Here is a 22,057-nt window from a genome sequence, read left to right as displayed (position 1 = left end):
CCCGACGGTCTACCACGTGCGCGAGGGCACGCCGGGGGCCGGACCCCGGCTCCCGGCCAGAACGCCCGGTGACAGCGTCAGGAACGCACCGTGGCGCGGCCCCGGTGCAGCCTGCCGAAGTGTCCCGGCGACTGCCCCTTCCAGGTGCGGAACGCCGAGGCGAACGCCGACACGCTGGAGTAGCCGAGGCGTTCGGCCGCCTGTTCCACGGTGAGCCCGGCGATGAGCAGTTCCTCGGCCAGCAGGCCGACCGTCTCGGTGCTGAGTTCGCGGAAGGTGGTGCCCTCCTCGGCGAGGCGGCGGCGCAGGGTGCGGACGCTGACATCGAGGTCGGCGGCGATCCGGGATTGGTCCGCGGAACCGGCGTGCCGGATGAGCAGCTGTCTGACGCGGCCGCTGAGGCCGCTGCGGCTGTGCCGGCTCTCCATGAGGTCGTTGCACTGCTGCTCATAGAACCGGGCGGTCGATATGTTCGCTTGTGGCAAGGGAGTCTCCAGCGTGCTCGCTTGAAAACAGATGCGGGACTGGGGCATATCGAAAGTGACTTCTTCGACGCCGAATACCGCGCCGAACATCTCGTAGATCGGATGTGCCTCCACGCACAGCTCGACCCGGACGGCCGGAATCCGCATGGGCAGCAGATCCTGCTGAATGGTGGCGATCGCGGCCAGATCGCGCTCGAGCGTGAAACGTCTTATCTCCGAGGGCAATTCGCTGTCGTCCCGGACCACCCAGACCTGAGCGCCCCGGTTCTCCAGCCGGTGCTGCGCCGCGGTGAACGACAGATCGGCGTAGCGCAGCGCGATGTCCATGGCCTGGCGCAGCGTCGCACTGCTCATCAGGGCGAAACCGAGCACGCCCATGGACGGGGGATGGCACAGCAACCCCGCCAGCAAACCCAGCCCGGGTTCGTCGTTGATGCCAGCGACGACGTTGCGGGTGACCGAGAACTCTTGTTCCAGAGTGATTTCGGTGGACGGAGTGCGCAGATCCGCTTCCTTGATGCCGCTACCGGCCAGCACCGCGGGCAGCAGCAACCCGCGACCCAGCGCGAAATCGGCCAGCAGCGCGGTGCTGGTGATGGAACGTAGCTGTGCCAACTCTTCCGTCACTCAGGCATACTCGCAAACTTTCGGCGTCCCCGGGCCGTTACCGGCCGGTAGGGTGCCTGGGTGCGGCCCATATTCGCCGATTCGTGGCCGATTGCAAGCTGGTTGGCCGAAACACCCAGTCATACGGTGAGATTCATGCGCACCGCGCAACGCACACACAGCAAGGTTCAGGACGCCGGAAAGGTCCTCCCGCCCATGCTCACCGTCATCGCCCCCGCCGACGGCCGGGTCGTGGACATCATCGCCACCGAATCCCCGGATCAGGTGCGCGACACCGTCGAACGACTTCGCGACCGGAGCGCGCTATGGCGATCACTCGGCGTGGTCGGTCGTGTCAATTGGCTGGGCGCATTCCGTAATTGGTTGCAGGACAACAGGGATGGTCTCACCACCCTGCTCGCGCTGGAAACCGGGAAGACCACCACCGAAGCCGGGGCGGAAGTGAGCCTGGCCCTGGCGGCCCTCGATCACCACCGTTCGCACGCCGCCGAATTCCTGCGCGGCGGTCACCCGCAGCTCGCCCGCCGGCCCGACGCGGGCACACAGTCGGCCCTCGCGCACCAGTCCTGCCGGGTGGCCGGGGTGATCGGTTCGTGGACCTACCCGCTGGCGCTGGCGATCTTCGACGCCGTGCCCGCGCTGGTGGCCGGGGCCGCGGTGGTCGTCAAGCCCTCTTCGCGGACCCCGCTGTCCGTGCGGGCCCTGGTCAACGGCTGGGCAAGCCTGGGCGCGCCGGCGGTTTTCGAGACCGTCGCCGGGCCCGAGTCCGGGCCGGCGCTGCTCGACTGCGTCGATTACGTGCGCTTCACCGGCAGCGTCGAGACCGGCAAAGTGGTGGCGCTGCGCGCGGCCGCCCGGCTCATTCCCTGCTGCCTCGATCTGGGCGGCAAGTCCGCCGCCCTCGTGCTGGCCGACGCCGATCTCGATCGCGCGGCCGCCTGCGTCGCGCTCGGCGGGCTGGCGAACAGCGGGCAAAGCACCGCCAGCATCGAGCGCGTCTACGTGGAATCCGCTGTCTACGACGAGTTCCTGGGCAAACTCGCGCAGGAGGCCGCGGCGTTCGGGCCCATGATCGGCGACGATCCCGGGCTCGGTGTCATGACCTCGCCGTCCCAGCTGGAGCTGGTGCGCGAGCAGGTCCGCGACGCGCTGCTCAAGGGTGCCACCCTGGTCTGCGGCGGCACCGGGATCGGGCACGTCTTCGAGCCGACGGTGCTCGGCGACGTCGACCCGACCATGGCGGCGCTCACCCACCAGACCCTCGGGCCGGTGCTGCCGGTGGTGCGGGTCGCCGATGCCGGTGAAGCCTTCGACCTGGCCCTGCGCACGTCCGCCGCACCGGCGGTGAGCGTGTGGACCGCCGACCCCGTTGTCGGCGCGCAGGCGGTCGGCCGCTTCGCCCCGGCACGCGTGGGCGTGAACGACGTAGCTGTGCACCTGGCCCGCCCCGCGTTCCACTGACCCGCCATCCCTTCCACGGCCCCTCCGCCCGTTCACGTTCCGCTGCCTCGTCGCCGCCCCGGCTCAGCTCGGTGCGCCTTGGTGAATCGGCGCGGTGGACCGGCGCGGTGAACTGGGGCGAACCGGCTCGGTGAAATGACGTAGCCGTGCACCTTGTTCGCCCTGCGTTCCCATGACCCGGCATCGGTTCCACGGCCCCTCCGCCCGTTCACGTTCCACCGCCTCGTCGCCGCGCCGACTCGGCTCGGTGCGCCTTGGTGAACCGGCGCGGTGAACGGGGGCGAACCGGCTCGATGAATCGGTGCGGTGGAGCGGCGTGGCGAACCAGCTCTGCGCATCGGCGCGGTGAACCGGTGTGCGAACCGGCCCGGTCGGCCGTGCGGGCACGTCCGGCCGAGTAGGTTGGGGCGGTGGGAAACGCACCGAAGCCGACGTCGAAAACCCTGCTGCACATGTGCGCTCGGGCCGATTGGGAAGCCGCGCGGGTGGTGGGCGAGTACCGATCGCCGTCACTGGCGACCGAGGGCTTCATTCACCTGTCCGCGCCCTACCAGGTGCATCTGCCCGCGAACCGGATCTTCCCGGGGCACCCCGACCTGGTGCTGCTGCACCTGGACCCGGATCGGCTGCCCGCGGAGGTGCGCTGGGAGCCGGGGGTGGCGACCGATCCCGAGTCCATGCGGTTCCCGCATCTGTACGGTGCGCTGCCGGTCGCGGCGGTCGTAGCGGTGTCGGACTACCGGCCCGGCCCGGACGGGTACTTCGAGCCGCTGCCCGCCGACGAACCCCACTGACGGACGGTCCGCCGAGAATCGGGCGCGCTGTCCTAGTCTGAACGGGTGAACGTCGATGTGACAGCGCTGCCCGGAATCGGTGTGCGTAAGGATTTCGAGGTGCGCTCCGGCCGCCGGATCGGGGTGGTCGCGCACCGGGACGGGGCGATCGATCTGATCGTGTCCCAGCGCGAGGACCCCGATGCGTGTCTGGCCCAGGTGCCCCTGACCACCGATGAGGCCGCGGTGCTGGCGAATCTGCTGGGTGCGCCGCAGCTGGTGGAGAAGCTCAAGGAGGATCACCGGGATCTGCCCGGGATCACCACCCGCCAGCTCCCGATCGGCACCACCTCGCCGTATCGCGGCCGCATGCTCGGCGAGACCGGAATGCGCACCCGCACCAAGGCATCCATCGTGGCGGTCATGCGCGCGGGGCAGTTGCACCCCTCGCCCGGCCCTGATTTCGTTCTCGACTCCGGCGATCTGCTCGTTGTCGTCGGCACCCCGCACGGACTGGACGCCGCCGCGCGCATTCTGGCCGACGGCTGAGCCGGTGGACACGACCGCTCTAGCGCTGGTCGAACTTGGCGCGATCTTGTTCGCGCTCGGCCTGATGGGGCGGTTCGCCGCTCGGTTCGGCATGTCCCCGATACCGCTCTACCTGCTGGGCGGTCTCGCCTTCGGGCAGGGCGGCATCGTCCACCTGCGCGCCGCCTCGGAGTTCGGCCATCTGGCCGGCGAGATCGGCGTGGTGCTGCTGCTGCTCCTGCTCGGATTGGAGTACACCGCAGCGGAATTGGTGACCGGGCTGCGGCAGTCCTGGCTGGCGGGCATCGTCGACATCCTCGCCAACGCCACGCCGGGCGTCCTGGTCGCGCTCCTGCTGGGCTTCGGCCCGGTGGGCGCGGTGACCATGGGCGGGGTCACCTACATCTCCTCGTCCGGGATCGTGGCCAAGGTGCTCAACGACCTGGGCCGCCTGGGCAACCGGGAGACCCCGGTGATCCTGTCCATCCTGGTTTTCGAGGATCTGGCCATGGCGGTCTATCTGCCGATCCTCACCATGATGCTGGCGGGCCTGAGCTTCGCGGCCGGGCTGAAGTCGCTGGCCATCGCGTTGCTCGCGATCACCGTGGTGCTGGTGGTCGCGCTGCGCTACGGCCGCTACGTCTCCGCGGTGGTGGACAGCAGTGACCGTGAGCAGTTCCTGCTCAAACTGCTGGGCGCGGCGCTGCTGGTGGCGGGGGTGGCCTCCGCGCTGAACGTGTCGGCGGCGGTGGGCGCGTTCCTGCTGGGCATCGCCATCTCCGGATCCACGGCGCAGGAGGCGGCCAAACTGCTGGAGCCGCTGCGAGATCTGTTCGCGGCCATCTTCTTCGTGGCCTTCGGGCTCAACACCGATCCGCAGGCGATTCCGCCGGTGCTGGGCTGGGCGGTGCTGCTGGCGATCGTGACCGCGCTGACCAAGATCGGCACCGGCTGGTGGGCGGCGCGGCGGCAGGGCATTCGCCGACTGGGCCGCGCCCGCGCCGGGGCGGCCCTGGTCGCGCGCGGCGAGTTCTCCATCGTCATTGCCGGGCTTGCGGTCACGATGGGCGGCGTCGACTCCGACTTCGCCGCGCTGGCCTCGGCCTACGTGCTATTGATGGCCGTGCTCGGCCCCATCGCCGCGCGCCTGGTCGAGCCCGCCGTGCGGTTCGTGCAGCGCGAGCGGAACGTCGCCGACGCCGTCGCGCCCTGAGCCCGGGGCGCTCGCGCGGGCGGCGCGGCGGCGCAGGGTCGCGGTGATCTTGCGCGCCACCAGCACTCCGGCGGCCCCGGTCAGCAGGCCCAGCAGCAGTGCGAACAGGTGCCCGTAGTCGGTGAACGTGCGATCGTCCACCAGCGCGACGCCGTACCAGATCAGCAATCCGGCGATCCACGCCAGCCGGGCCTTGCCGCGCAGGCGGAACGCGAAAGCGCCCAGCATGGCCGAAATCCCGTAGCTGGGGCCGACATCGGTGGCGATGGTGACCCGCAGCGGAATGAGATCGCGTTCCACCGCCCGGGAAATGCCCAGGGCCACTATGAGAGTCGCCCCGATGTGCCCGATGGCGACCACCAGGATCCAGCGCAGCGATCCGAGCCAGCGCTCGGCCGCGGCCATCACGGTGAGCAGGATGAGGATCTCGCCCCAGGGGAATCCGCCGTCGGTCCAGAACGCCGACGCCACCAGCACCTGAATCGGATCATCCTGCAGATTCCGCAGATTCGTCGACGCCGACAGAATCAGCCGGTGCCCGACCTTCTCGCTCGTCCCGTGCAGGGTCCACCACGTCACGAACAGGGTGAAGGAGTAGGCGATGCTGGCCGGGGTGACCGCCAGCAGATCCCGATAGGCCCGCACCGCACGCAGCAGCCGATGCGGTTCGCGCCACCAGGCCCGGATCTCGTGCAGCTTGGTCCCGACCTCGACGGTGCGCAGCCAGGGCGGGTCGTAGGCGGGCAATGCCATGAGGGGGTCCGTTCTCCCGTGCGCCGATGCTGGGTGCCGCCGATCCGGCCGCGGGGGAGCAGCCGGGGTGGGTGAGCCGAATACCGGATCGGCGGACTGCCCTGTCGCACCGAGCCTGCCCCGAACGCTACTCGCGCCGCCCGCACCGGGGGCGCATCGCGCCGTGTCGCGCGGGTCCCGGCCCGCGAGACCCCGCAAGCCCGTGCTCAGCCCGCTTTGGTGCGCAGGTCCAGGCGCCGCATGACGCGGTCCACCACGTCCGGGGCGATGCCGGGTTCGCGACGGGCGGACAGCGCTTCGGCGCGCCCGGCCTCGAGCACCTCGTTGGTGACCGAGCGCATCTGCCTGCTGAAGGCGACGGCCCGGTCGGTGGAGAGTTTGGCGTTGGTGTCGGCGGCTTCCGGATCCGCTTGGGCCAGACGGCGTTCGAAGCCGTCGCGCAGGCGTTCGTAGACCTCCTCGGGCATGTCCTGGCGGGCCGCGATCTCCTTGAGCCGGGCCAGCTCCGCGTCCAGGACCCGGGTCCACAGCGCGCGCTCCAGCTCCCGTTCGCGGCCGGTGTCGGCGTGCACCCCGGTGGCACGGACGACCGCGGGCAGCGTCGGGCCCTGCAGCAGCAGGGTGAACAGCACGACCGCGAACGCGGTGAACAGGATCTCGGTGCGCCCGGGGAAGGGCTCGCCGGTGTCGGTGGTGAACGGAATGGCAAGGGCCAGAGCCACGGTCGCCACCCCGCGCATACCGGCCCACCAGGTGACCAGGGTTTCCCGCCAGGTGTAGGGCTCGTCGGCGTCGCGATCACGCCACCCGCGCTGGAACACCAGCGTGGTGCACATGAGCCAGATCAGACGCAGTCCGACCACCACGCCGATCACCACGGCCGCCCCGCCGATGAATCGCGGCCAGTCCGGGCCCGCGTCGTGCAGGACGGTGCTGAGCTCGAGCCCGATGAGGCCGAAGGCGAAACCGGTGACCAGCATCTCGGTGATCTCCCAGAAGGAATCACCGACGAGCCGGTAGTCGCTGTCGCTGAAATCGGTGGCCGCGTCGGTCAGGTACAGCGAGCACACCAGCACGGCCAGCACCGCCGATCCGCCGCCCAGTTCGGAGAAGCCGTAGGCGGCGAAGGGCAGCATGAGGCCCAGCGCCACCCGCCAGGGCGCCTCGTCCAGCCACTGCATGATCTTGCTGCCCAGCCAGCCGAGCAGCAGGCCCACCCCGACTCCGACCAGCGCGGAGACCGCGAAATCGAGGGCGGCGTGCCAGGCCGAGAAGGTGCCGGTGACCACGGCCTGCAACGCGACCGAATAGATGACGATCGCGGTGACGTCGTTGAACAGGCCCTCGCCCTCGAGCACCGCGACGAGGCGGCGCGGCAGGCCCAGCCGCCCGGCCAGCGCCGAGACCGCGACCGGATCCGGTGGCGCGACGACCGCGCCCAGCACCAGCGCCGCGCCGATGGGCACGGACGGGTACCAGGCGTGGAAGGCGAACGCCACGACCACCGTGGTCACGATGACCAGCACCACCGCGCGCAGGCTGATGGCTCCCCAGTTGTCGGCGAAGGTGCGCCACGAGGTGCGGCGGGCGGCGGCGTAGAGCAGGGGCGGCAGCACCAGCGGCAGGATCATCTTCGGGTCGATGTGTATTTCCGGGACCTGTGGGATGAGGGCCAGAACCACGCCGAACGCGGTCATGAGCACCGCGGGTGCCTGGCCCAGCCGCTTGCCGAGCGGTTGGGCCAGAATCGTCGCGAACAGGACGACGAAGATCAATTCCAACTGGTGGTGAGCCACGTCAGTCAGTTTGCTGCCGATGCGCTGGAAAGTCGAACGCCCGCTCGATGTTCTCAGCGAGTTCTGTGGAACCCTCGGCCGGGCTGGGGAACTCTCAGGATGCGCTGGATTCGGGGCGCGGACCGTAGGGGTTGCTCCGCGGCGGCGTGCCCTGGGGGACGCCCGGCTGCGGCGGGAAGCCCGGGGTGTAGTCGGCCGGGTTGCGCGGGGAATCCGAGCGGCGCGGCGCGGCGGCCGAATTCGAACGCAGGGACCAGGATTCGCGCACCGCGGGTTCCGGCGCCGGCTCCGCCGCGCGGACGGGCGCGGTGATTCGGCGGCTCGCCTCGTCCACTTCGGTCAGGCCCACGTGAATCAGGAGCACCATCGTCACCATGGAGACCGTGACCATGAGCGGGGCCAGCAGTTCCATCGCGCCCGCGCCGGACGGGTCGCCCGCATTCGCGACGTGGTGTGCGCTCATCGAGGCCATGCCGGTGTAATGCATACCGCAGACCGCCACGCCCATGATCAACGCGGCGACGATGGTGGCGAGGATCCCATTGATGTTCAAGGTGAACCACAGCGCGACGGTCGCGGCGACCACCGCGATCACCACGGACAGCAGCACCAGCCAGGGGTCGTAAGTGAACTCGGCATCGGAGTGCATGGCGTACATGCCCGCGTAATGCATGGCCGCGACGCCGAGTCCGGTGAGTGCGCCACCGGCAGGCAACTCCCAGCCACCCCAGCGCACGCTGGCGACGACCGCGAGTCCGAGCCACACCACGACCATGGCGATGGCGGCGCTGAGCAGGGTGATCGGCACGTTGTAGCGAATCGAGGCGCCGTGTACCGAGAAACCGAGCATGGCGATGAAATGCATGACCCAGATACCGGTTCCGCCGATGGCGACCGCCGCGGCTACCAGCCAGCCACGCCGGCCCTCGCCGGATCGGGCGCGTGCGGTACAGCGCAATCCGAGCAGGGATCCCACGACGGACATGATGTAGGCCAGAACGGGTGTGACCCACCCGTAAGTGAAGTGATGAATCTCCAGCACTCGAACTCCATTGCCAGAACGGTGTTTCCGCGCCCCAGATGCGAACGCGCCGAGCGCACACTACAGGTCGGCCGACCGGTTGGGAAATTGAAAGACGCTATTTCCTGGGGGTTGCTTCCATGTGGAGATAGTGGAGGTCCGCTGTGTAGCACCGATAATCCGGAGTCCTTGTACCGCAATGGAATTCGCGACGCCGTAGATATTGACCGACCGGTCGAAAGAAAAGCGCCGCCGGGAAATCGGCGGCGCTTTCGAATTTCTGCGATTCGCAGCACACTTCCGGCCGAGTCAGGAAACGACTTGGGATCCCAGGAAGTCCAGCAGCGTCTGGGTGTCCTCCAGATAGTCGATATGCGCGCCCGAGGAATAGAAGTTCGCCATGTCCATGCCCTGACGGCTCAGGTCGAGCAGGTCGCTGACGCTGTCCGGCTCGCTGAGATTGATCAGGGTCCGGGTGGCCACGCCGAGATCCCCGCGCACGGCGGTGGCGAACGGGCCGAGCACCGAGCCCGCCAGGTCGAGACCGGTGGGGATGAGGGTGGTCATCGCCGCGGCGGCGGCGAACGGATCCTGGCGGGACAGCGATTCGACCGCGTGCCACAGGATCTCCTGGAGCTGGCCCACGTTGCCCGCGATGCGCAGGATGTCGATCTCGGTCAGGACGTCGGCGATGACGCTGGCCGAGGCCGTCCAGCCGGAGGGGTCCACGGTGGCCGCGGCGCGGATGACCGAGGCGACCAGGGGCAGATCCACGCCGGCGGCCGCCTCCACGATCGGCCGCAGCGCGACGTTGACCTCGCTCGCGATCAGGTGCGCGCCCCGGATGTCGCCGGATTCGATCAGGCCCGGCAGGCTGGTGAGTCCGTCGAGCACGGCGGGCAGGTTGGCCGACGTCGCCGCCCAGCCCGCGCCGACCTGAACCGCCTGCTGGACAAGCTGATTCGGGTCAGAGGTGTTGGGGATGAGGTCGGCGATCGGGGCGGGGTCGCCACTGAGCACCTGGCCCAGCGCCGCCAGGAACGGGGAGGCGGTGGCATTGAGCGAGCAGTACAGATCGCCGTCCGCGCAGATCGTGCGCACGCGATCGGTGAGCGCGCCGAAGTCCTGGCCGCGGGTGCCCGCGATGCCGTGACCGGGTTGCGGGTTGCCCAGGGAGAGCGTGGTATTCGGATCGCGGTGTGGATCGGACAGCAGGCCGACGCCCAGCACCCGGCCGGCGTCGATCGGGCCCGCGCCGTTGCCGATCTCGGTCGCGACGTCGCCGATGCCGTCCGCGCCCTGGCTGTAGCCGGCCAGCAGCACCCGGGTCGAGGCGCACAGGCTGCCGAGCGTGTCGTGCAGTCCGGCCTCGAGTGTGCTGAGCGATTCGGAGTAGCTCAGCCCCTGGTCGAAAGCGCTTGCGGCATAGGGGGTGTAGAGCACGGTGATGTCACGCCCGAACTCGCGCTGCAGGCCGTCGCCGATCGGCCGGAGCATGCCGACCGGCACCGTGGGGTCCGCGTCGCTGCGTGTCTCCCAGGTCCCCGGCGCGAAGATCGCGGTGTACGGGGTGCACGGATGCGCACCCCGGGGCGGCTCCGCGCGCGCGTCGCCGGTCACCGCGGTCCCGATCATGACGGCCGCGGCGACGAAGGTCGCCGCGCAAGAGGTCGCCAGGCTGCTCATTGTTCAATTCCTCTGTTGCCGATAGTGTTTCGAGGCAGTGCGGTGGAGGTTGGGCTCCACCGCACTGCCGAGCCTCATTGTCGCGATTCGGCGGCCCGCGCGCACCGGTTTTCAGACACGGTTTCATTTCAGATTTGCGGGTGCGATGGCGCGGGGCCTGCCCGCCGCTCAGGTCAGGATGCCCGCGTCCCGTGCGCGCCGGACCGCGTCGCGGCGATTGGTGACCTGGAGCTTGGTGAGAATCGCGGAGACGTGATGATCGACCGTCTTCACCGACAGGTAGAGCCGTTCGGCCACTTCGGCATTGGTGACGCCGTCGGCGAGCAGCGCGAGCACCTCGATCTGCCGTGTGGTCAAACCGGCGGGATTGGCGCGGGTCGACGCGCGGCGCGGGGCGGGTACGCCCCGCGCGCCGCCGGCGCGCAGGTCGAAGCGCACCTTGGCGGCCACCGCGGCCGCGCCGAGTTCGTCGAGGATGTCCAAACCCCGTCGAACCGACGCGGTGTCGCCGGACTCCGCCAGCGCCAGCGCCACATCGTAGGGCGTGCCCAGGTCGGTGAAGGCCGCGGCGGCCCGCTCGAACTGCCCGGCGGCGAGCAGCCGATAGGGCTCGGCGACCGCGTCCGCGGTCACCGGCTCCCCGATGCGCCGCAGCCACATCGCCAATTCCCCACGCGCCCATTCCAATCCGTGCGCGGGCGCGGTGTCCAGCAGGTCCCGGCACCGGCCGAGCCGATCATCGGCGGCCCCGGTGAGCCAGATCCGCTCGACGATCGCGGCCGCGACCGGCAGCATGCGCACCGGCTCGCCGTAGCTGCCGGCGAGCTGCCACGCGCGATCGATTTCACCGGCGTCGTCGCCGTCGCGCCGCAGCGCCACCACCGCGCGGATCAACAGCGGCCAGCCCCGGGCCAGCGGTGCACCGGCGGCCTCCAGCACCGCGTCCGCGTCCGCCAGCGCGCCGGGCCAGTCGCCTGTGAGCAGTTTGAGCCGGCCGCGTGAACCCAGTTGCACCACATGGCATACGGGCAGATCGTGCTCGACCATCAGCGGCAGGCACACCTCGAGCAGCTCGGCCGCCGGGCCGAGCCGCCGCTGTTCCACATCGAAATAGGACAGGTTCGTGTAGCCGCTGGAATAGATCTCGTCGATGTGCCGCGGGCCGGTGGCCAGGGTGTGCAACAGTTCGGTGCGGGCGACGGTCCGGCCGGAGACGACCGCGTGAATGTTCTCCACGATCCCGACCCGCACCAGCAGCAGCGGATCGGCGGCGGCGGTCGCGATCTCGCGGGGCCCGGGCCAGCAGCGCCGTCGCGGCCTCGAGCCGGGTCGATTGGACCGCGAGATACGCCTGCAGGGCGAAGGCGTGGCCCACCTGGGTGAGGGTCGCGAGGTCGGCCGCGGCGCCGTCCAGGGCCGAGATCGCCGCGCTCACATGCTCGTCGGCGAGCTCGCGGTTGGAGTTGTACCACTGGTACACCGCCAGCGCGTGATGATCGGCGCTCACCGCGACCGGCGCGTTCATGGCTTCGCGCAGGCGCATCGCGGTGCGGCAGGCCGTGATCGCGTCGTCCAGCCGGTCGGTGAGGTAGTACTCGGCGGCCAGCAGCTCGAGCAGCTCGGCTTCGGTCTCGGGCGGCAGCTGGTGCTGATCGAGGGCGAGGCGGAAGAACTCGGCGGCCTGGGTGTGCGCGCCCGAGCGGGCGCCCGCGCGCCCGGCCGCCGCGGCGGCCTCGGCGATCAGGTCGCTGTCGCCCGCGCCCACCGCGTGATGGGTGATGACGGCGGGATCCGGGCGGGCGGCGGCGTAGTGGGCGTGGATGAACCGGCGGTGCAGACCCGGTTCCGCACCGGGCGGAATGACGCTGGTGACGGCCAGGCGGCACAGGTCGTGCCGGAACGCCACGCCGCGGTCGTTGCGTTTGATGAGTCCGGCGTCGTCCAGGGCGCGCAGGGCGGGGAGCGTGACGCCGAGATCGATGAGCAGATGATCGGCGATCGCACCGGGCGCGCAGCTCAGCAGATGCAGCAGATCCCATGCGGCGGTGTCCAACCCGGCCGTGCGGGCCAGGATGGCATCGCGCACGGTGGCGGGCAGCTCATCGGTGCGATGGTCGAGCATCTCGCAGACGAAGAAGGCGTTGCCGCCGGTCACCTCGTGTAGCCGGCGCGGGTCGACGGGCCGGTCCGCGATCAGCGTCGTGACCGCGTCCAAGCTCAGCGGCGGCACCGTGAGGGTGCACGCGTGCGCCGACCGCGCGATATCGCCGAGCAGTCCGCGCAGCGGATGGGCGGCGCCGACCTCGTCGTCGCGGGCGATGCCGATCAGCAGCAGCGGGGTGCGCGCGACCCGGCGCAGCAGGAAACGGAACAGATCGATGGTGCCCTGATCGGCCCAGTGCAGGTCGTCCACGATCAGGATCGACGGCTGCGGGCGGAGCGCGCCGAAGACGGCGGCGAAGATGTCGTAGGACTGGTCGCCGCCGCGCAGCAGGGCGCGGGTGGCGTCGTCGAAGCGGTCGGCGAGATCGTGCAGGGGGCCGAGCGGGCGGGGCGTGGACAGCGGATCGCACGCGCCCCACAGCACCTGTTCGCCCTCGGTGTGGCGGTCGAGGAAGGCTTCGACGAAGGCGGTCTTGCCCGCCCCGGATTCGCCGGACACCAGGACCGCGCCGCCCCGGCCCGCGCGGGCCGCGGCGGCCCGGGATGCGAGCTCACCGAGCTCGTACTCGCGCTCGGTGAGTCTCACCTCCGGGATATTACCGCTGGTGACGGGCTGCGAAAACCCTGGATACCGGGGTTCGGGACTCGGGCGCGCGGCCCGAAGATAGGGAATCGACCCCCATGATTTCGCCGCCGCGATGGCCGAACGTTGAAGTCACCGATCGCGACCGCATCGGAACTCGCACCACACACAACGGGAGCCCGAATCATGAAGCGCTACCTCATCGAACGTGACATCCCCGGCGCGGCCGGCCTCAGCGCCGCCGAGCTCACCGGTATCGCGAAGCAGTCCAATGCCGCGGTGACCTCGCTCGGCGTGCCCTACCGCTGGATCACCAGCTACGTCGCGGGCGACAAGCTGTACTGCCTGCACGAGGCCGAGGACGCGGACGCCGTGCGCGAACACGCTCGCCGCGGCGGCTTCCCGGCCGACCTCGTCGTCGAGGTGGCCGGCGAGTTCGGCCCGCACACCGCCACCCCCTGACCTCCGACCCGACCATTCGAAAGGGGTTACCCCAGTGCAGGTCCCCGTGATCGCGGGTGCGATAGCGAGCGCGGTCTTCGCCGCCAGCACCCTGCCCATGCTGGCAAAAGCCCTCCGCACCAAGGACGTACGCTCCTACAGCCCCGCCAACATCACCCTGGCCAATCTGGGGAACCTGATCTACATGGTCTACGTCCTGGACCTTCCCCCGGGCCCGATCTGGGCGCTGCACCTGTTCCACACCCTCAGCTCGGCCCTGATGCTGCTGTGGTACGTGCGCTATGTGCTACTCGCGGAGAAGGTTTCGCGGGAACCGGCGGGGGTGACCTGAGGCGCGGCCGGCGGCTCGCCGCACGGGCGGTGTGCGACTCCCTACTCGTCACCCTCGGGTATCCCGAGCCGCCGGGCGAACTCGAGCACGCGCGCCTCCGGCAGCTCCGGCGCGATCCACCCGCGAGCCGCCGCGTGCGCCATGAATTCCGCCGGGGGAGCGACCGCGTGCGTTCCGACGTAGTCCTCCCACGCCAGGGGCCATTCCCACTCGCCGTCGGTCACCACCCCGATGCCGACGCGCGCCCCGGGCCGCCCGAGCGCGAACGGGTCCGGCGCCCTGCTCGCGGCCACCACGATCACCGTCGCCGACCGCAGATACCGCAGCATCCGCGCCACGTCGTCGGCGGTGAGGGTGCCCGGCACGGCCTCGAACGAGTCCGCCTGCTCGCCGATCTTTGTCGGAGCCGCGACGCTGTGTACCTCGCGCGGCCGGATCGATTGCGCCGCGGCCGAACCGGCCCCGGGCCCCGGCTCGATCTCGACGATCGCCCCGTCCGCTCGCAGCTGCCGCGCGAGAACCTCCATCTCGACGCGCGTCCCCGCGCTGCCTTCGGCCAGCAGCTCGTCGGCCCCGGCCCGAGCGTCCGCCATCGAGAGCGCCTCCGCCCGCCGCAACACCCGCATCGCCCCCGCAATCGACAGGCTGCCCGTCGCGATCCGCAGGCGAGTCGTTCCGTTCATCGCCAGCATCGCCGCCCGGAACCCGGCGGGTGGCGGTCCGTAAGCCGACTCCTGCCGGTCGGTTCCGCACTCCGGGCACTCTCCCTCGAGGCTCCACCACCGCGCGTCGCCGTCGAGCACGTCGCGAACAACGACCCGGACCGCGGCCCGGCACCGCCCGCATTCGGTTGCCAGCGGCGCGCTCTCGACCACGATCTCCACGTGCGAAACCCTATTCGTTTCAGGGCGGCGGCCGGTGAATTCTCGAAGCCGCGATCCGGTCCCACTCACCGGACACACGGTCCCGATCAGTGGCTGCCGGATAGCTGATTACCTGTGACTTTGGTGAAACAGATACATTCCAGATGTTTGCTGAGTTAGGTTTCCGGGCACGCCGGACAGTCGGCGCTGAGAATCTCGGAGGAACACCGTGGAATACGTAGGGTCCGTCGCCGGAGTTTTGCAGACGATCATCTTGACCATCCTGGCCAACACCGGATCGGGGGGCTCCGGCTCCGGCCTGTGAACCTCGGGGGGTTCGGCTCGCTGCCGCTGCGCCGAACCCCGTCGACATCGCCTTCGGGCCGTCGCGTAGGACGCGGCGGTCCGAACGCTTTTCGTCTGCGCGAACCGGGATATGGATAGCTGCGGGTTATTTCGGACGGGGGCCCGGCCGCCGCCGGAATTGCCTTGTGGGGCGAACTCGAATTCTGGGAACATCGAGTTGTCGCCGCTCTGTGCGCCGGAGCGCGGACGGGGGGCTGTTCATGATCCGCAATTTCGCCGGCATTCCATTGCATTCGACGGTGGAGGCCGCACTACGGAGTGCGGCGGCGCTGCGGGTGCGCGGACCCGTCGACACCCACACGCTGGTGGTCGAATTGATGCGTGCCGACACCTCCGGTGACTGGTCGCGAATCTGCTTGAACACCGGGAGCATCGACGCGATAGCGGACAAGCTCGTCATCGACCCGCCGAAGCACGGCGCCTGGTACTGGGAACGGATCCCCCTCACCGACAGTTGCGCCCTGGCCCTGGATGTCGCCTGGCGCCTGGCACACCGCTACGCGCTGCTGCCCATCCCGCTCGGCCTGGTCGCCATCGGCTTGGTAGCCGACGACTCGGCCGCCTCTCGTGCGCTACGGGATGGCATGGCCCCCAAGGAGTTGCTCACGCTCCTGCAAACCGACGTGCTGGGCACGACCCTGAGCGGGCTGGACGGCATGATCATCACCGTCCTCTCCGAGGCGAGAGCGGTCCAGCGCCAACGATCCGCGAGCTTGGCCCGGCCCGCACCGGCAGCTTTCGGCTCAGCCGCCGCCCCGCCGCTGTCCACCCGCCGGAAGGTGGTGACGACGGCCGTGGTCAGCGCGTTCCTCGCCGCGCTGGGCTGGGCGATTTTCATCTACGAAGAACCGTCGAAGTCCCCGAAAGTCCCTTCGCCCCCGAAGACTTACGCCCCGACCTCGTACACCTGGAAGCCCCCGCCTTCCCTCACCTTCAACCCCGCCCCGCGCTGACCAGCAGTCGACGCCACCGCCCGCTTCGGCCGGTCACCACGTCTCCGGTCCTGCGCACCTACGAAACAAACCGGTTCCACACCAACCGAACACGACTCGGCCCTGAAGCCGTGCGGCAACGGGGCCGTGCCGGGCCATTGCGGGGACGGATCACCGCGATTCAGCGATTGCGTTGCGGCACTTCGGCATCCGAGACCGAAGTCGGTGTGCGCAGGGGAGCGCCGACGCGATGCAGATGCGTCAGCGCCTCGCGATACGAGAAGATCAGACCGGTCTCGTGGTACGGCACGCCGACCTCGGCGCAGTAGTCGCGCACGATCGGCCGGGCGTGGCGCAGGTTCGGGGTCGGCATGCTCGGGAACAGGTGGTGCTCGATCTGATAGTTGAGCCCGCCCAGCGCGAAGTCGGTCAGCGCGCCGCCCCGGACGTTGCGGGAGGTCAGGACCTGGCGGCGGAAGTAATCGGGACGATCATCGCCGGTCAGGGTCGGCATGCCCTTGTGATTCGGGGCGAAGATGCAGCCCATGTACAGGCCGAACAATCCCTGGTGCACGGCGAAGAACGCCAGCGCCTTGTCGGCGGGCAACACCGCGAACAGCGCGCCGAGATAGATCGCGAAGTGCCCGAACAGCAGCGCGCCCTCGAGTCCCCGATGTTTGACGGATCGGTTCCGCAGCGCCCGCACACCCGCCACGTGCAGGTTCAGACCCTCGAGCAACAGCAGCGGAAAGAACAGGAACGCCTGCGCCCGCCCGATGAACCGCGCCATCCCGCGACTGGACCGGGCCTGCCGCTGCGACCAAACAAGAATGTCCGGCGCGACATCGGGATCGAGCTCCTCGTGATTCGGGTTCGCGTGATGCCGGGTGTGCTTGTCCTGCCACCACCCGTATCCCAGCCCGATGCCGGCGTTGCCGACCACCCGCCCCACCAGCTCCGTCGGCCGCCGCAGCCGGAACACCTGCCGGTGCGCGACATCATGCATGACGAGCGCGACCTGAGCGAACGCCACCGCCAGAAACGCCGCGATCCCCAGCGTCCACCACGAGTCCCCGACGAGCACGAACGCCGCCCACCCGCCCACGAACGCCGCCCCCACCGAACTCAGCCGAACCCCGTAGTACACCGGCCGCCGCTCCATCAGCCCCGCGTCGGAAATCCGCCGCAACAACCGGGCATAGTCCCCCTCCGCACCCCGCCGCGGCGACCGCGGCCCTGACTCGGACCCCAACGCAGATGTCGTCATGACCCGAAGCTATCGCCGAAATTCTCGTCCCTTGTAACCCCTTGGTATGACATGGAATTGGGGTCCGATGTGCTAGCGGACACGGGCAGCCGCCCGAATTCTGTTGCCACCGCGCACACCTGACGCGAAGTCGGACTGATCTATCCCGGAAAAACCAGAACGGGCCGCCGAGCGAATAGCTCGGCGGCCCGTTCCGATGGTGATGACTAATCCAGGTAATCCCGCAGGACCTGGGAGCGGCTCGGGTGGCGGAGCTTGCTCATCGTCTTCGACTCGATCTGGCGGATCCGCTCGCGGGTCACGCCGTAGACCTGGCCGATCTCGTCCAGGGTGCGGGGCTGACCGTCGGTCAGGCCGAAACGCAGCCGGACCACGCCCGCCTCGCGCTCGGAGAGCGTTTCCAGCACCGACTGGAGCTGGTCCTGGAGCAGGGTGAAGCTGACCGCGTCGACCGCGACGACCGCTTCGGAATCCTCGATGAAGTCACCGAGCTGCGAATCGCCTTCGTCACCGATCGTCTGGTCCAGCGAGATGGGCTCACGCGCGTACTGCTGGATCTCCAGCACCTTCTCCGGCGTGATGTCCATTTCCTTGGCGAGCTCTTCGGGCGTGGGCTCGCGGCCCAGGTCCTGCAGCAACTCGCGCTGGATGCGGCCCAGCTTGTTGATGACCTCGACCATGTGCACCGGGATACGGATGGTGCGGGCCTGATCGGCCATGGCGCGGGTGATGGCCTGGCGGATCCACCACGTCGCGTAGGTCGAGAACTTGTAGCCCTTGGTGTAGTCGAACTTCTCGACCGCGCGGATCAGACCGAGGTTGCCTTCCTGGATCAGATCCAGGAACGCCATGCCGCGGCCGGTGTAGCGCTTGGCCAGCGACACCACGAGTCGAAGGTTCGCCTCGAGCAGGTGGTTCTTGGCCCGGTTGCCGTCACGCATGATCCACTGCAGATCACGGCGCAACTGAACGGTGAGCTTCTCGCCCTTCTCCGCGAACTCGCGCAGCTTCTCGGTGGCGTAGAGCCCGGCCTCGATGCGCTTGGCCAGCTCCACCTCCTCCTCGGCGTTCAGCAGCGCGACCTTGCCGATCTGCTTCAGGTACGCGCGGACCGAGTCGGCCGAAGCCGTCAGCTCGGCATCCTTGCGCGCCTGGCGCAGGGCCTCGGATTCCTCCTCGTCCCAGACGAAGTCGCCGGAGGCCTTGTCCTTCTCGGAGGGCTCCTCGGCCTCTTCGGCCTCGGGAGTCTCACCCTCCTCGGCTTCCTCGGCCTCGTCCTCGACGACCTCGTCGACCAGATCGGTCTCGTCGACCTCCAGGTCGCCGAGATCCTCGAGCTCGACCGATTCGTCCTCGGCGATCTCGATCGGTTCGCCGTCGGGCCCGATCTCGGCCTTCTTGGCGCCGGCCTTCTTCGGAGCAGCCTTGGCGGCCTTGGCGGGCGCCTTCTTGGCGGCGACCTTTTTGGCTGCGGCCTTCTTGGCCGCCACCTTCTTGGCCGGAGCTTTCTTGGCGGCAGCCTTCTTGACCGGCCGTGCTGCGGTGGAATCTGCGGAGTCGGCTTCGTCAGCCGATTCGGCGGTCTCTCGGGTATTCGTGGCTACCACGTACGCCCTTTCGTGACGGTCTCGTGCGGCGTCACGCCAGAGTGGTGATCCGGCGGAGCGGTCTGTCGGGGGATACCGGCGCGAGTGCCGGGTTGGTTTTACCGGCTTGCCGCCGGTCTTGTTCCATTGTAACGATCGAACCAGGCTGCTTACGGTGCGATACCGCTAGACACAGCCATCGCGGCTCCGACAATGCCGGCGGTGTTCTTCAAATCCGCTGCCACAACGGGAGTTCGGTTGGTGAGCAAGGGAATCCATTCGTGGTGGTCACGACTGATGCCGCCACCCGCCACGAACACGTTCGGCCAGAAGAGGTTTTCCAGCGTCACGAGCACCTTACTGACTTCCACGGCCCATTCCGGGTAGCTCAGCCCCTGGCGATCCTTGATCGAGGCGGCCGCCCGGTGCTCGGCCTCGCGCCCGTCGACCTCGATGTGGCCGAGCTCGCTGTTGGGCACGAGCACTCCGTTGTACATGATCGCGGACCCGATCCCGGTCCCGAACGTCAGCAACATGACCAATCCGTGCAGATCCTTGGCCGCGCCGTAGGTGTCCTCGGCGAGTCCGGCGGCGTCGGCGTCGTTCAGAACCGTCACCTCGCGACCGCCCAGCGCCGTGCTGAACAGGGCGCGCGCGTCGGCCCCGATCCAGGTCTTGTCGATATTGGCGGCGCTGCGGACCAGCCCGCCGATCACCACGCTCGGCATCGTGATGCCGACCGGGCCGTCCCAACCGGCCTGGGCCACGACCTTGGCCACTGTCTCGGCCACCGCGGCGGGCGTGGCGGGCTGCGGGGTCGCGACCTTGATCCGCTCCTGGATTAGTTCACCGGTAGCCAAGTCCACCGCGGCGCCCTTGACACCGCTGCCGCCGATGTCGATTCCGAACGCGTGGCCCCGCTTGGACATGACGAACTCCCCGTTCTCCCGGCTGATGAGGTGTGGTGTGCACGACAAGCCTAATGCGCGGTGTGCCGGATCTGTGCTGCGATGGGCATCGTGCCGGAATCCGATATCACCACCACCGCATCGAACACCACCTCGACCTCCGCCGTGGCCGACATCGCCGAACTACGCCGCGTAGCGGTACATCTCGCGCAAACCGCCGCCGCACACGTGCGCACGCGCCGCCCCCAGGTCTTCGAATCGGGCGCGGTCGCCGGGGACGCCGTGCAATCCAAGAGCACCCCCACCGACCCGGTCACCATCGTCGACACCGAAACCGAACACCTGGTGCGCCGCCTCGTCGCCGAACTGCGCCCCGGCGACCACGTGGTCGGAGAAGAGGACGGCGGCACCCTGCTGGCGGACCCGGAGGCCGTGCAGTGGGTGGTCGATCCCATCGACGGCACCGTCAACTTCGTCTACGGCATCCCCGCGTACTCGGTCTCGGTGGCCGCGGTGCGCGGCGGGCGATCGGTCGCGGGCGCGGTGGCCGACGTCGCCGGCGGGGTGACCTACAGCGCCGGGCTCGGGCAGGGCGCGCATCGCACCGGCCCGGACGCGTCGCAGATTCCCTTGCACTGCAATCGGATTGCCGAGGTCTCACTGGCGCTGGTGGCGACCGGATTCGGGTACGGCACCCGCCGCCGCGCGCGCCAGGGCGAACTGCTGGCCCAGGTGCTCCCGCACATCCGCGACATCCGCCGCGTGGGCTCGGCCGCCCTGGACCTGTGCATGGTCGCCGAGGGCCGCGTGGACGCCCACTACGAGCACGGGCTGAATCTGTGGGACTGGGCCGCGGGGGCGCTCATCGCCGCGGAGGCGGGCGCGGAACTCATCCTGCCCGAGCCCGGCACCGGGGGAGCGGCGGGCGAACTGGTGGTCGCGGCCGCGCCGGGCATCGCCGGCGAACTGACCGGTCTGCTCGAAAAACTCGGTGTCACGGCCCCTATCCCGCAGTAGGACAGACCCGTTGACAGAACGCGAATCGCCGCGCCCCGGGTGGGGCGCGGCGATCGGTGAAGCGGTCCCGATGGATCGGTGAAAACGGTTCCGAGAGCCGGTCAGGAACCCGGGTTCAGCACTTGGCGTGCCGGGCGGCCGACAGCAACTTGGAGTCGATCGCCGGCGACGTGCCCGCCGGCGCGTTCTTCAACGCCCGCAGCACCTCCTCGGCGTCGGTGCTCGGCCGCAGATCGCGGAAGAGCGAGCCGAGCACGAAATCCACCGTGTCGTCGCCGCGAGAATCCTCGATGAGTTCCGCGCACGGCGCGACCAGTTGCACCGCCGCGGCGGCCGGGCGCCCGCTCACCCCGAACCGAATCTGGCCGGTGCACTCCAGATCTCCGTTGACGTAGACCGGGTCGTTGCCCACCTGCACGTCCGGCGCGCTGGCGAAACCCAGGTCACCCAGGCCCGCCGCGACGTGCGCGGCCTGCCCGCGCTGCCCGTTGGCGTTGAACACGCGCACCTTGGACTGCGACAGCGGCACCGGCTCCACATCGCGCAGGAACCCCTGTCCCTGACGCGTGCCCATCGGGGCCGGAGCGGGCGCGCTGGTGCTGGACGCCGGGCTGGGCGAATTGCAGGACATCGCACCCTGGTCCGATTCGGCCGTCGTGAGCGCGCGGAACCACACCGCGACGCAGATCACGGCTATGACGCCCACCATGGCTGCCCACGGCTCCCAGCGTCGCCGGATGAAGTGCCGCCCCTTGGGGTCGGTCGAGTTGCCTTGGGTGATCAGTGAAACCACGGACATCACTCTACGAACACGAGAGGTCCAGCGCGCGCAAGGCACCGGTAAGCCGCCCTACTTCTCGGCAAGTCGGCCGGATCGTGATCAGGGCGCGGGAAGATCACGGCAGCGGTGAGCTAGGTCTCGGACCGTTCCCCCGGCGGTGACGATTACCCCTCAGTTTCGAATCACGCGTGTTTTGATTGCGACTTTTGGGCCGGGGTCCGCTATTGTCTGGCGGCCCAGATCGTATCGCCCGGGTTGAATCGGGGGTTCGATTTCGGGAACAACAAGGGCATGTCCTGCGTTGACCGAGCGCGATCCGGTGCGGATCAGGAGCATCCGGCCCGATCGGTGACCGGTGTACGTGTGGCGTACACCACGGGCGGGGCGGCGAAGGCCGGTTCGGTTCCCTCGGGAATCGGGTCGCCGGGAGCCGGTCCGGGATCTACGGAGTAAGG

Annotated in this window: 20 protein-coding genes; 8 read left to right on the top strand and 12 right to left on the bottom strand. The window is 69.4% G+C overall.

Annotated elements, in window-relative coordinates:
• Positions 1–77 precede the first annotated feature (77 nt).
• Entirely contained in the window at positions 78–1,112 is a 1,035-nt protein-coding gene (locus ACFVBH_RS07010) for an AraC family transcriptional regulator (protein ID WP_379000501.1), read from the bottom strand.
• 135 nt (positions 1,113–1,247) lie between these two features.
• On the opposite strand from ACFVBH_RS07010, the gene ACFVBH_RS07005 reads away from it, so the two are divergent.
• From ACFVBH_RS07005 to ACFVBH_RS06990, 4 genes are all read left to right on the top strand, one after another.
• On the top strand, positions 1,248–2,573 hold the full coding sequence (locus ACFVBH_RS07005) for an aldehyde dehydrogenase family protein (protein ID WP_379000499.1): 1,326 nt from the start codon (positions 1,248–1,250) through the stop codon (positions 2,571–2,573).
• Between the two features lie 452 nt (positions 2,574–3,025).
• Entirely contained in the window at positions 3,026–3,367 is a 342-nt protein-coding gene (locus ACFVBH_RS07000; protein ID WP_354987088.1) for a DUF952 domain-containing protein, read from the top strand.
• A gap of 45 nt (positions 3,368–3,412) precedes the next feature.
• Positions 3,413–3,895 carry a cation:proton antiporter regulatory subunit gene (locus tag ACFVBH_RS06995; RefSeq protein ID WP_354987073.1) on the top strand — a complete coding sequence of 161 codons (483 nt, stop codon included), beginning with the start codon at positions 3,413–3,415 and terminating at the stop codon, positions 3,893–3,895.
• Positions 3,896–3,899: 4 nt separating this feature from the next.
• A complete protein-coding gene (locus ACFVBH_RS06990) occupies positions 3,900–5,087 on the top strand; it encodes a cation:proton antiporter (RefSeq protein WP_354987074.1) in 1,188 nt (395 codons plus the stop codon).
• Here the strand turns inward: ACFVBH_RS06990 and ACFVBH_RS06985 are convergent.
• The 6 genes from ACFVBH_RS06985 to ACFVBH_RS06960 form a co-directional block, all read right to left on the bottom strand.
• A complete protein-coding gene (locus tag ACFVBH_RS06985; RefSeq protein ID WP_379000496.1) occupies positions 4,986–5,840 on the bottom strand; it encodes a rhomboid family intramembrane serine protease in 855 nt (284 codons plus the stop codon). The genes ACFVBH_RS06990 and ACFVBH_RS06985 overlap by 102 nt on opposite strands.
• A 206-nt stretch (positions 5,841–6,046) precedes the next feature.
• Positions 6,047–7,636, bottom strand: coding sequence for a Na+/H+ antiporter (locus ACFVBH_RS06980; protein ID WP_354987076.1), 1,590 nt, complete (start codon positions 7,634–7,636; stop codon positions 6,047–6,049).
• 94 nt (positions 7,637–7,730) lie between these two features.
• Positions 7,731–8,678, bottom strand: a complete 948-nt coding sequence (locus tag ACFVBH_RS06975) for an MHYT domain-containing protein (protein WP_354987077.1) — start codon at positions 8,676–8,678, stop codon at positions 7,731–7,733.
• A 288-nt stretch (positions 8,679–8,966) separates the two neighbouring features.
• Positions 8,967–10,343, bottom strand: coding sequence for a cutinase family protein (locus ACFVBH_RS06970; RefSeq protein WP_379000493.1), 1,377 nt, complete (start codon positions 10,341–10,343; stop codon positions 8,967–8,969).
• A 168-nt stretch (positions 10,344–10,511) separates the two neighbouring features.
• A complete protein-coding gene (locus ACFVBH_RS06965; RefSeq protein ID WP_379000491.1) occupies positions 10,512–11,282 on the bottom strand; it encodes a LuxR C-terminal-related transcriptional regulator in 771 nt (256 codons plus the stop codon).
• Positions 11,188–13,092: an AAA family ATPase gene (locus tag ACFVBH_RS06960; protein WP_379000488.1), complete on the bottom strand. Its 1,905-nt coding sequence runs from the start codon at positions 13,090–13,092 to the stop codon at positions 11,188–11,190. Before ACFVBH_RS06960 ends, ACFVBH_RS06965 begins: the two co-directional genes overlap by 95 nt.
• Before the next feature lie 183 nt (positions 13,093–13,275).
• Here ACFVBH_RS06960 and ACFVBH_RS06955 point away from each other — a divergent pair, with 183 nt between their 5' ends.
• Positions 13,276–13,551, top strand: coding sequence for a DUF4242 domain-containing protein (locus tag ACFVBH_RS06955; RefSeq protein WP_379000486.1), 276 nt, complete (start codon positions 13,276–13,278; stop codon positions 13,549–13,551).
• Positions 13,552–13,585: 34 nt separating this feature from the next.
• Positions 13,586–13,882 carry a hypothetical protein gene (locus ACFVBH_RS06950; RefSeq protein ID WP_379000484.1) on the top strand — a complete coding sequence of 99 codons (297 nt, stop codon included), beginning with the start codon at positions 13,586–13,588 and terminating at the stop codon, positions 13,880–13,882.
• Positions 13,883–13,923: 41 nt separating this feature from the next.
• On the opposite strand, the gene ACFVBH_RS06945 is transcribed toward ACFVBH_RS06950, so the two are convergent.
• Positions 13,924–14,766: a hypothetical protein gene (locus ACFVBH_RS06945; RefSeq protein ID WP_379000482.1), complete on the bottom strand. Its 843-nt coding sequence runs from the start codon at positions 14,764–14,766 to the stop codon at positions 13,924–13,926.
• 545 nt (positions 14,767–15,311) lie between these two features.
• On the opposite strand from ACFVBH_RS06945, the gene ACFVBH_RS06940 reads away from it, so the two are divergent.
• Positions 15,312–16,064 carry a hypothetical protein gene (locus ACFVBH_RS06940; RefSeq protein ID WP_379000479.1) on the top strand — a complete coding sequence of 251 codons (753 nt, stop codon included), beginning with the start codon at positions 15,312–15,314 and terminating at the stop codon, positions 16,062–16,064.
• A 160-nt stretch (positions 16,065–16,224) separates the two neighbouring features.
• Here the strand turns inward: ACFVBH_RS06940 and ACFVBH_RS06935 are convergent, their stop codons facing one another.
• The 3 genes from ACFVBH_RS06935 to ppgK all read right to left on the bottom strand — a co-directional run bounded on the left by ACFVBH_RS06935 (position 16,225) and on the right by ppgK (position 19,825).
• The gene (locus tag ACFVBH_RS06935; RefSeq protein ID WP_379000477.1) at positions 16,225–17,235 is read right to left on the bottom strand and encodes a fatty acid desaturase family protein; all 1,011 of its coding nucleotides are present in this window, start codon (positions 17,233–17,235) and stop codon (positions 16,225–16,227) included.
• Positions 17,236–17,516: 281 nt separating this feature from the next.
• Positions 17,517–18,917 (bottom strand): RNA polymerase sigma factor, encoded by a 1,401-nt coding sequence (locus ACFVBH_RS06930; RefSeq protein ID WP_354991603.1) that lies wholly within the window; start codon positions 18,915–18,917, stop codon positions 17,517–17,519.
• A 149-nt stretch (positions 18,918–19,066) separates the two neighbouring features.
• A complete protein-coding gene (gene ppgK, locus ACFVBH_RS06925; protein ID WP_354991602.1) occupies positions 19,067–19,825 on the bottom strand; it encodes a polyphosphate--glucose phosphotransferase in 759 nt (252 codons plus the stop codon).
• 81 nt (positions 19,826–19,906) lie between these two features.
• Here ppgK and ACFVBH_RS06920 point away from each other — a divergent pair, with 81 nt between their 5' ends.
• Positions 19,907–20,821, top strand: coding sequence for an inositol monophosphatase family protein (locus tag ACFVBH_RS06920; RefSeq protein WP_379000474.1), 915 nt, complete (start codon positions 19,907–19,909; stop codon positions 20,819–20,821).
• Positions 20,822–20,936: 115 nt separating this feature from the next.
• Here ACFVBH_RS06920 and cei read toward each other — a convergent pair whose 3' ends face one another.
• Positions 20,937–21,614, bottom strand: coding sequence for an envelope integrity protein Cei (gene cei, locus ACFVBH_RS06915; RefSeq protein WP_354991601.1), 678 nt, complete (start codon positions 21,612–21,614; stop codon positions 20,937–20,939).
• Between the last annotated feature and the right edge of the window lie 443 nt (positions 21,615–22,057).

This window comes from Nocardia sp. NPDC057668 (assembly GCF_042799795.1).
Taxonomy (GTDB): domain Bacteria; phylum Actinomycetota; class Actinomycetes; order Mycobacteriales; family Mycobacteriaceae; genus Nocardia.
Note: the sequence above shows the minus strand (reverse complement) of the source record. Positions and strands in the feature narration are given on the sequence as shown.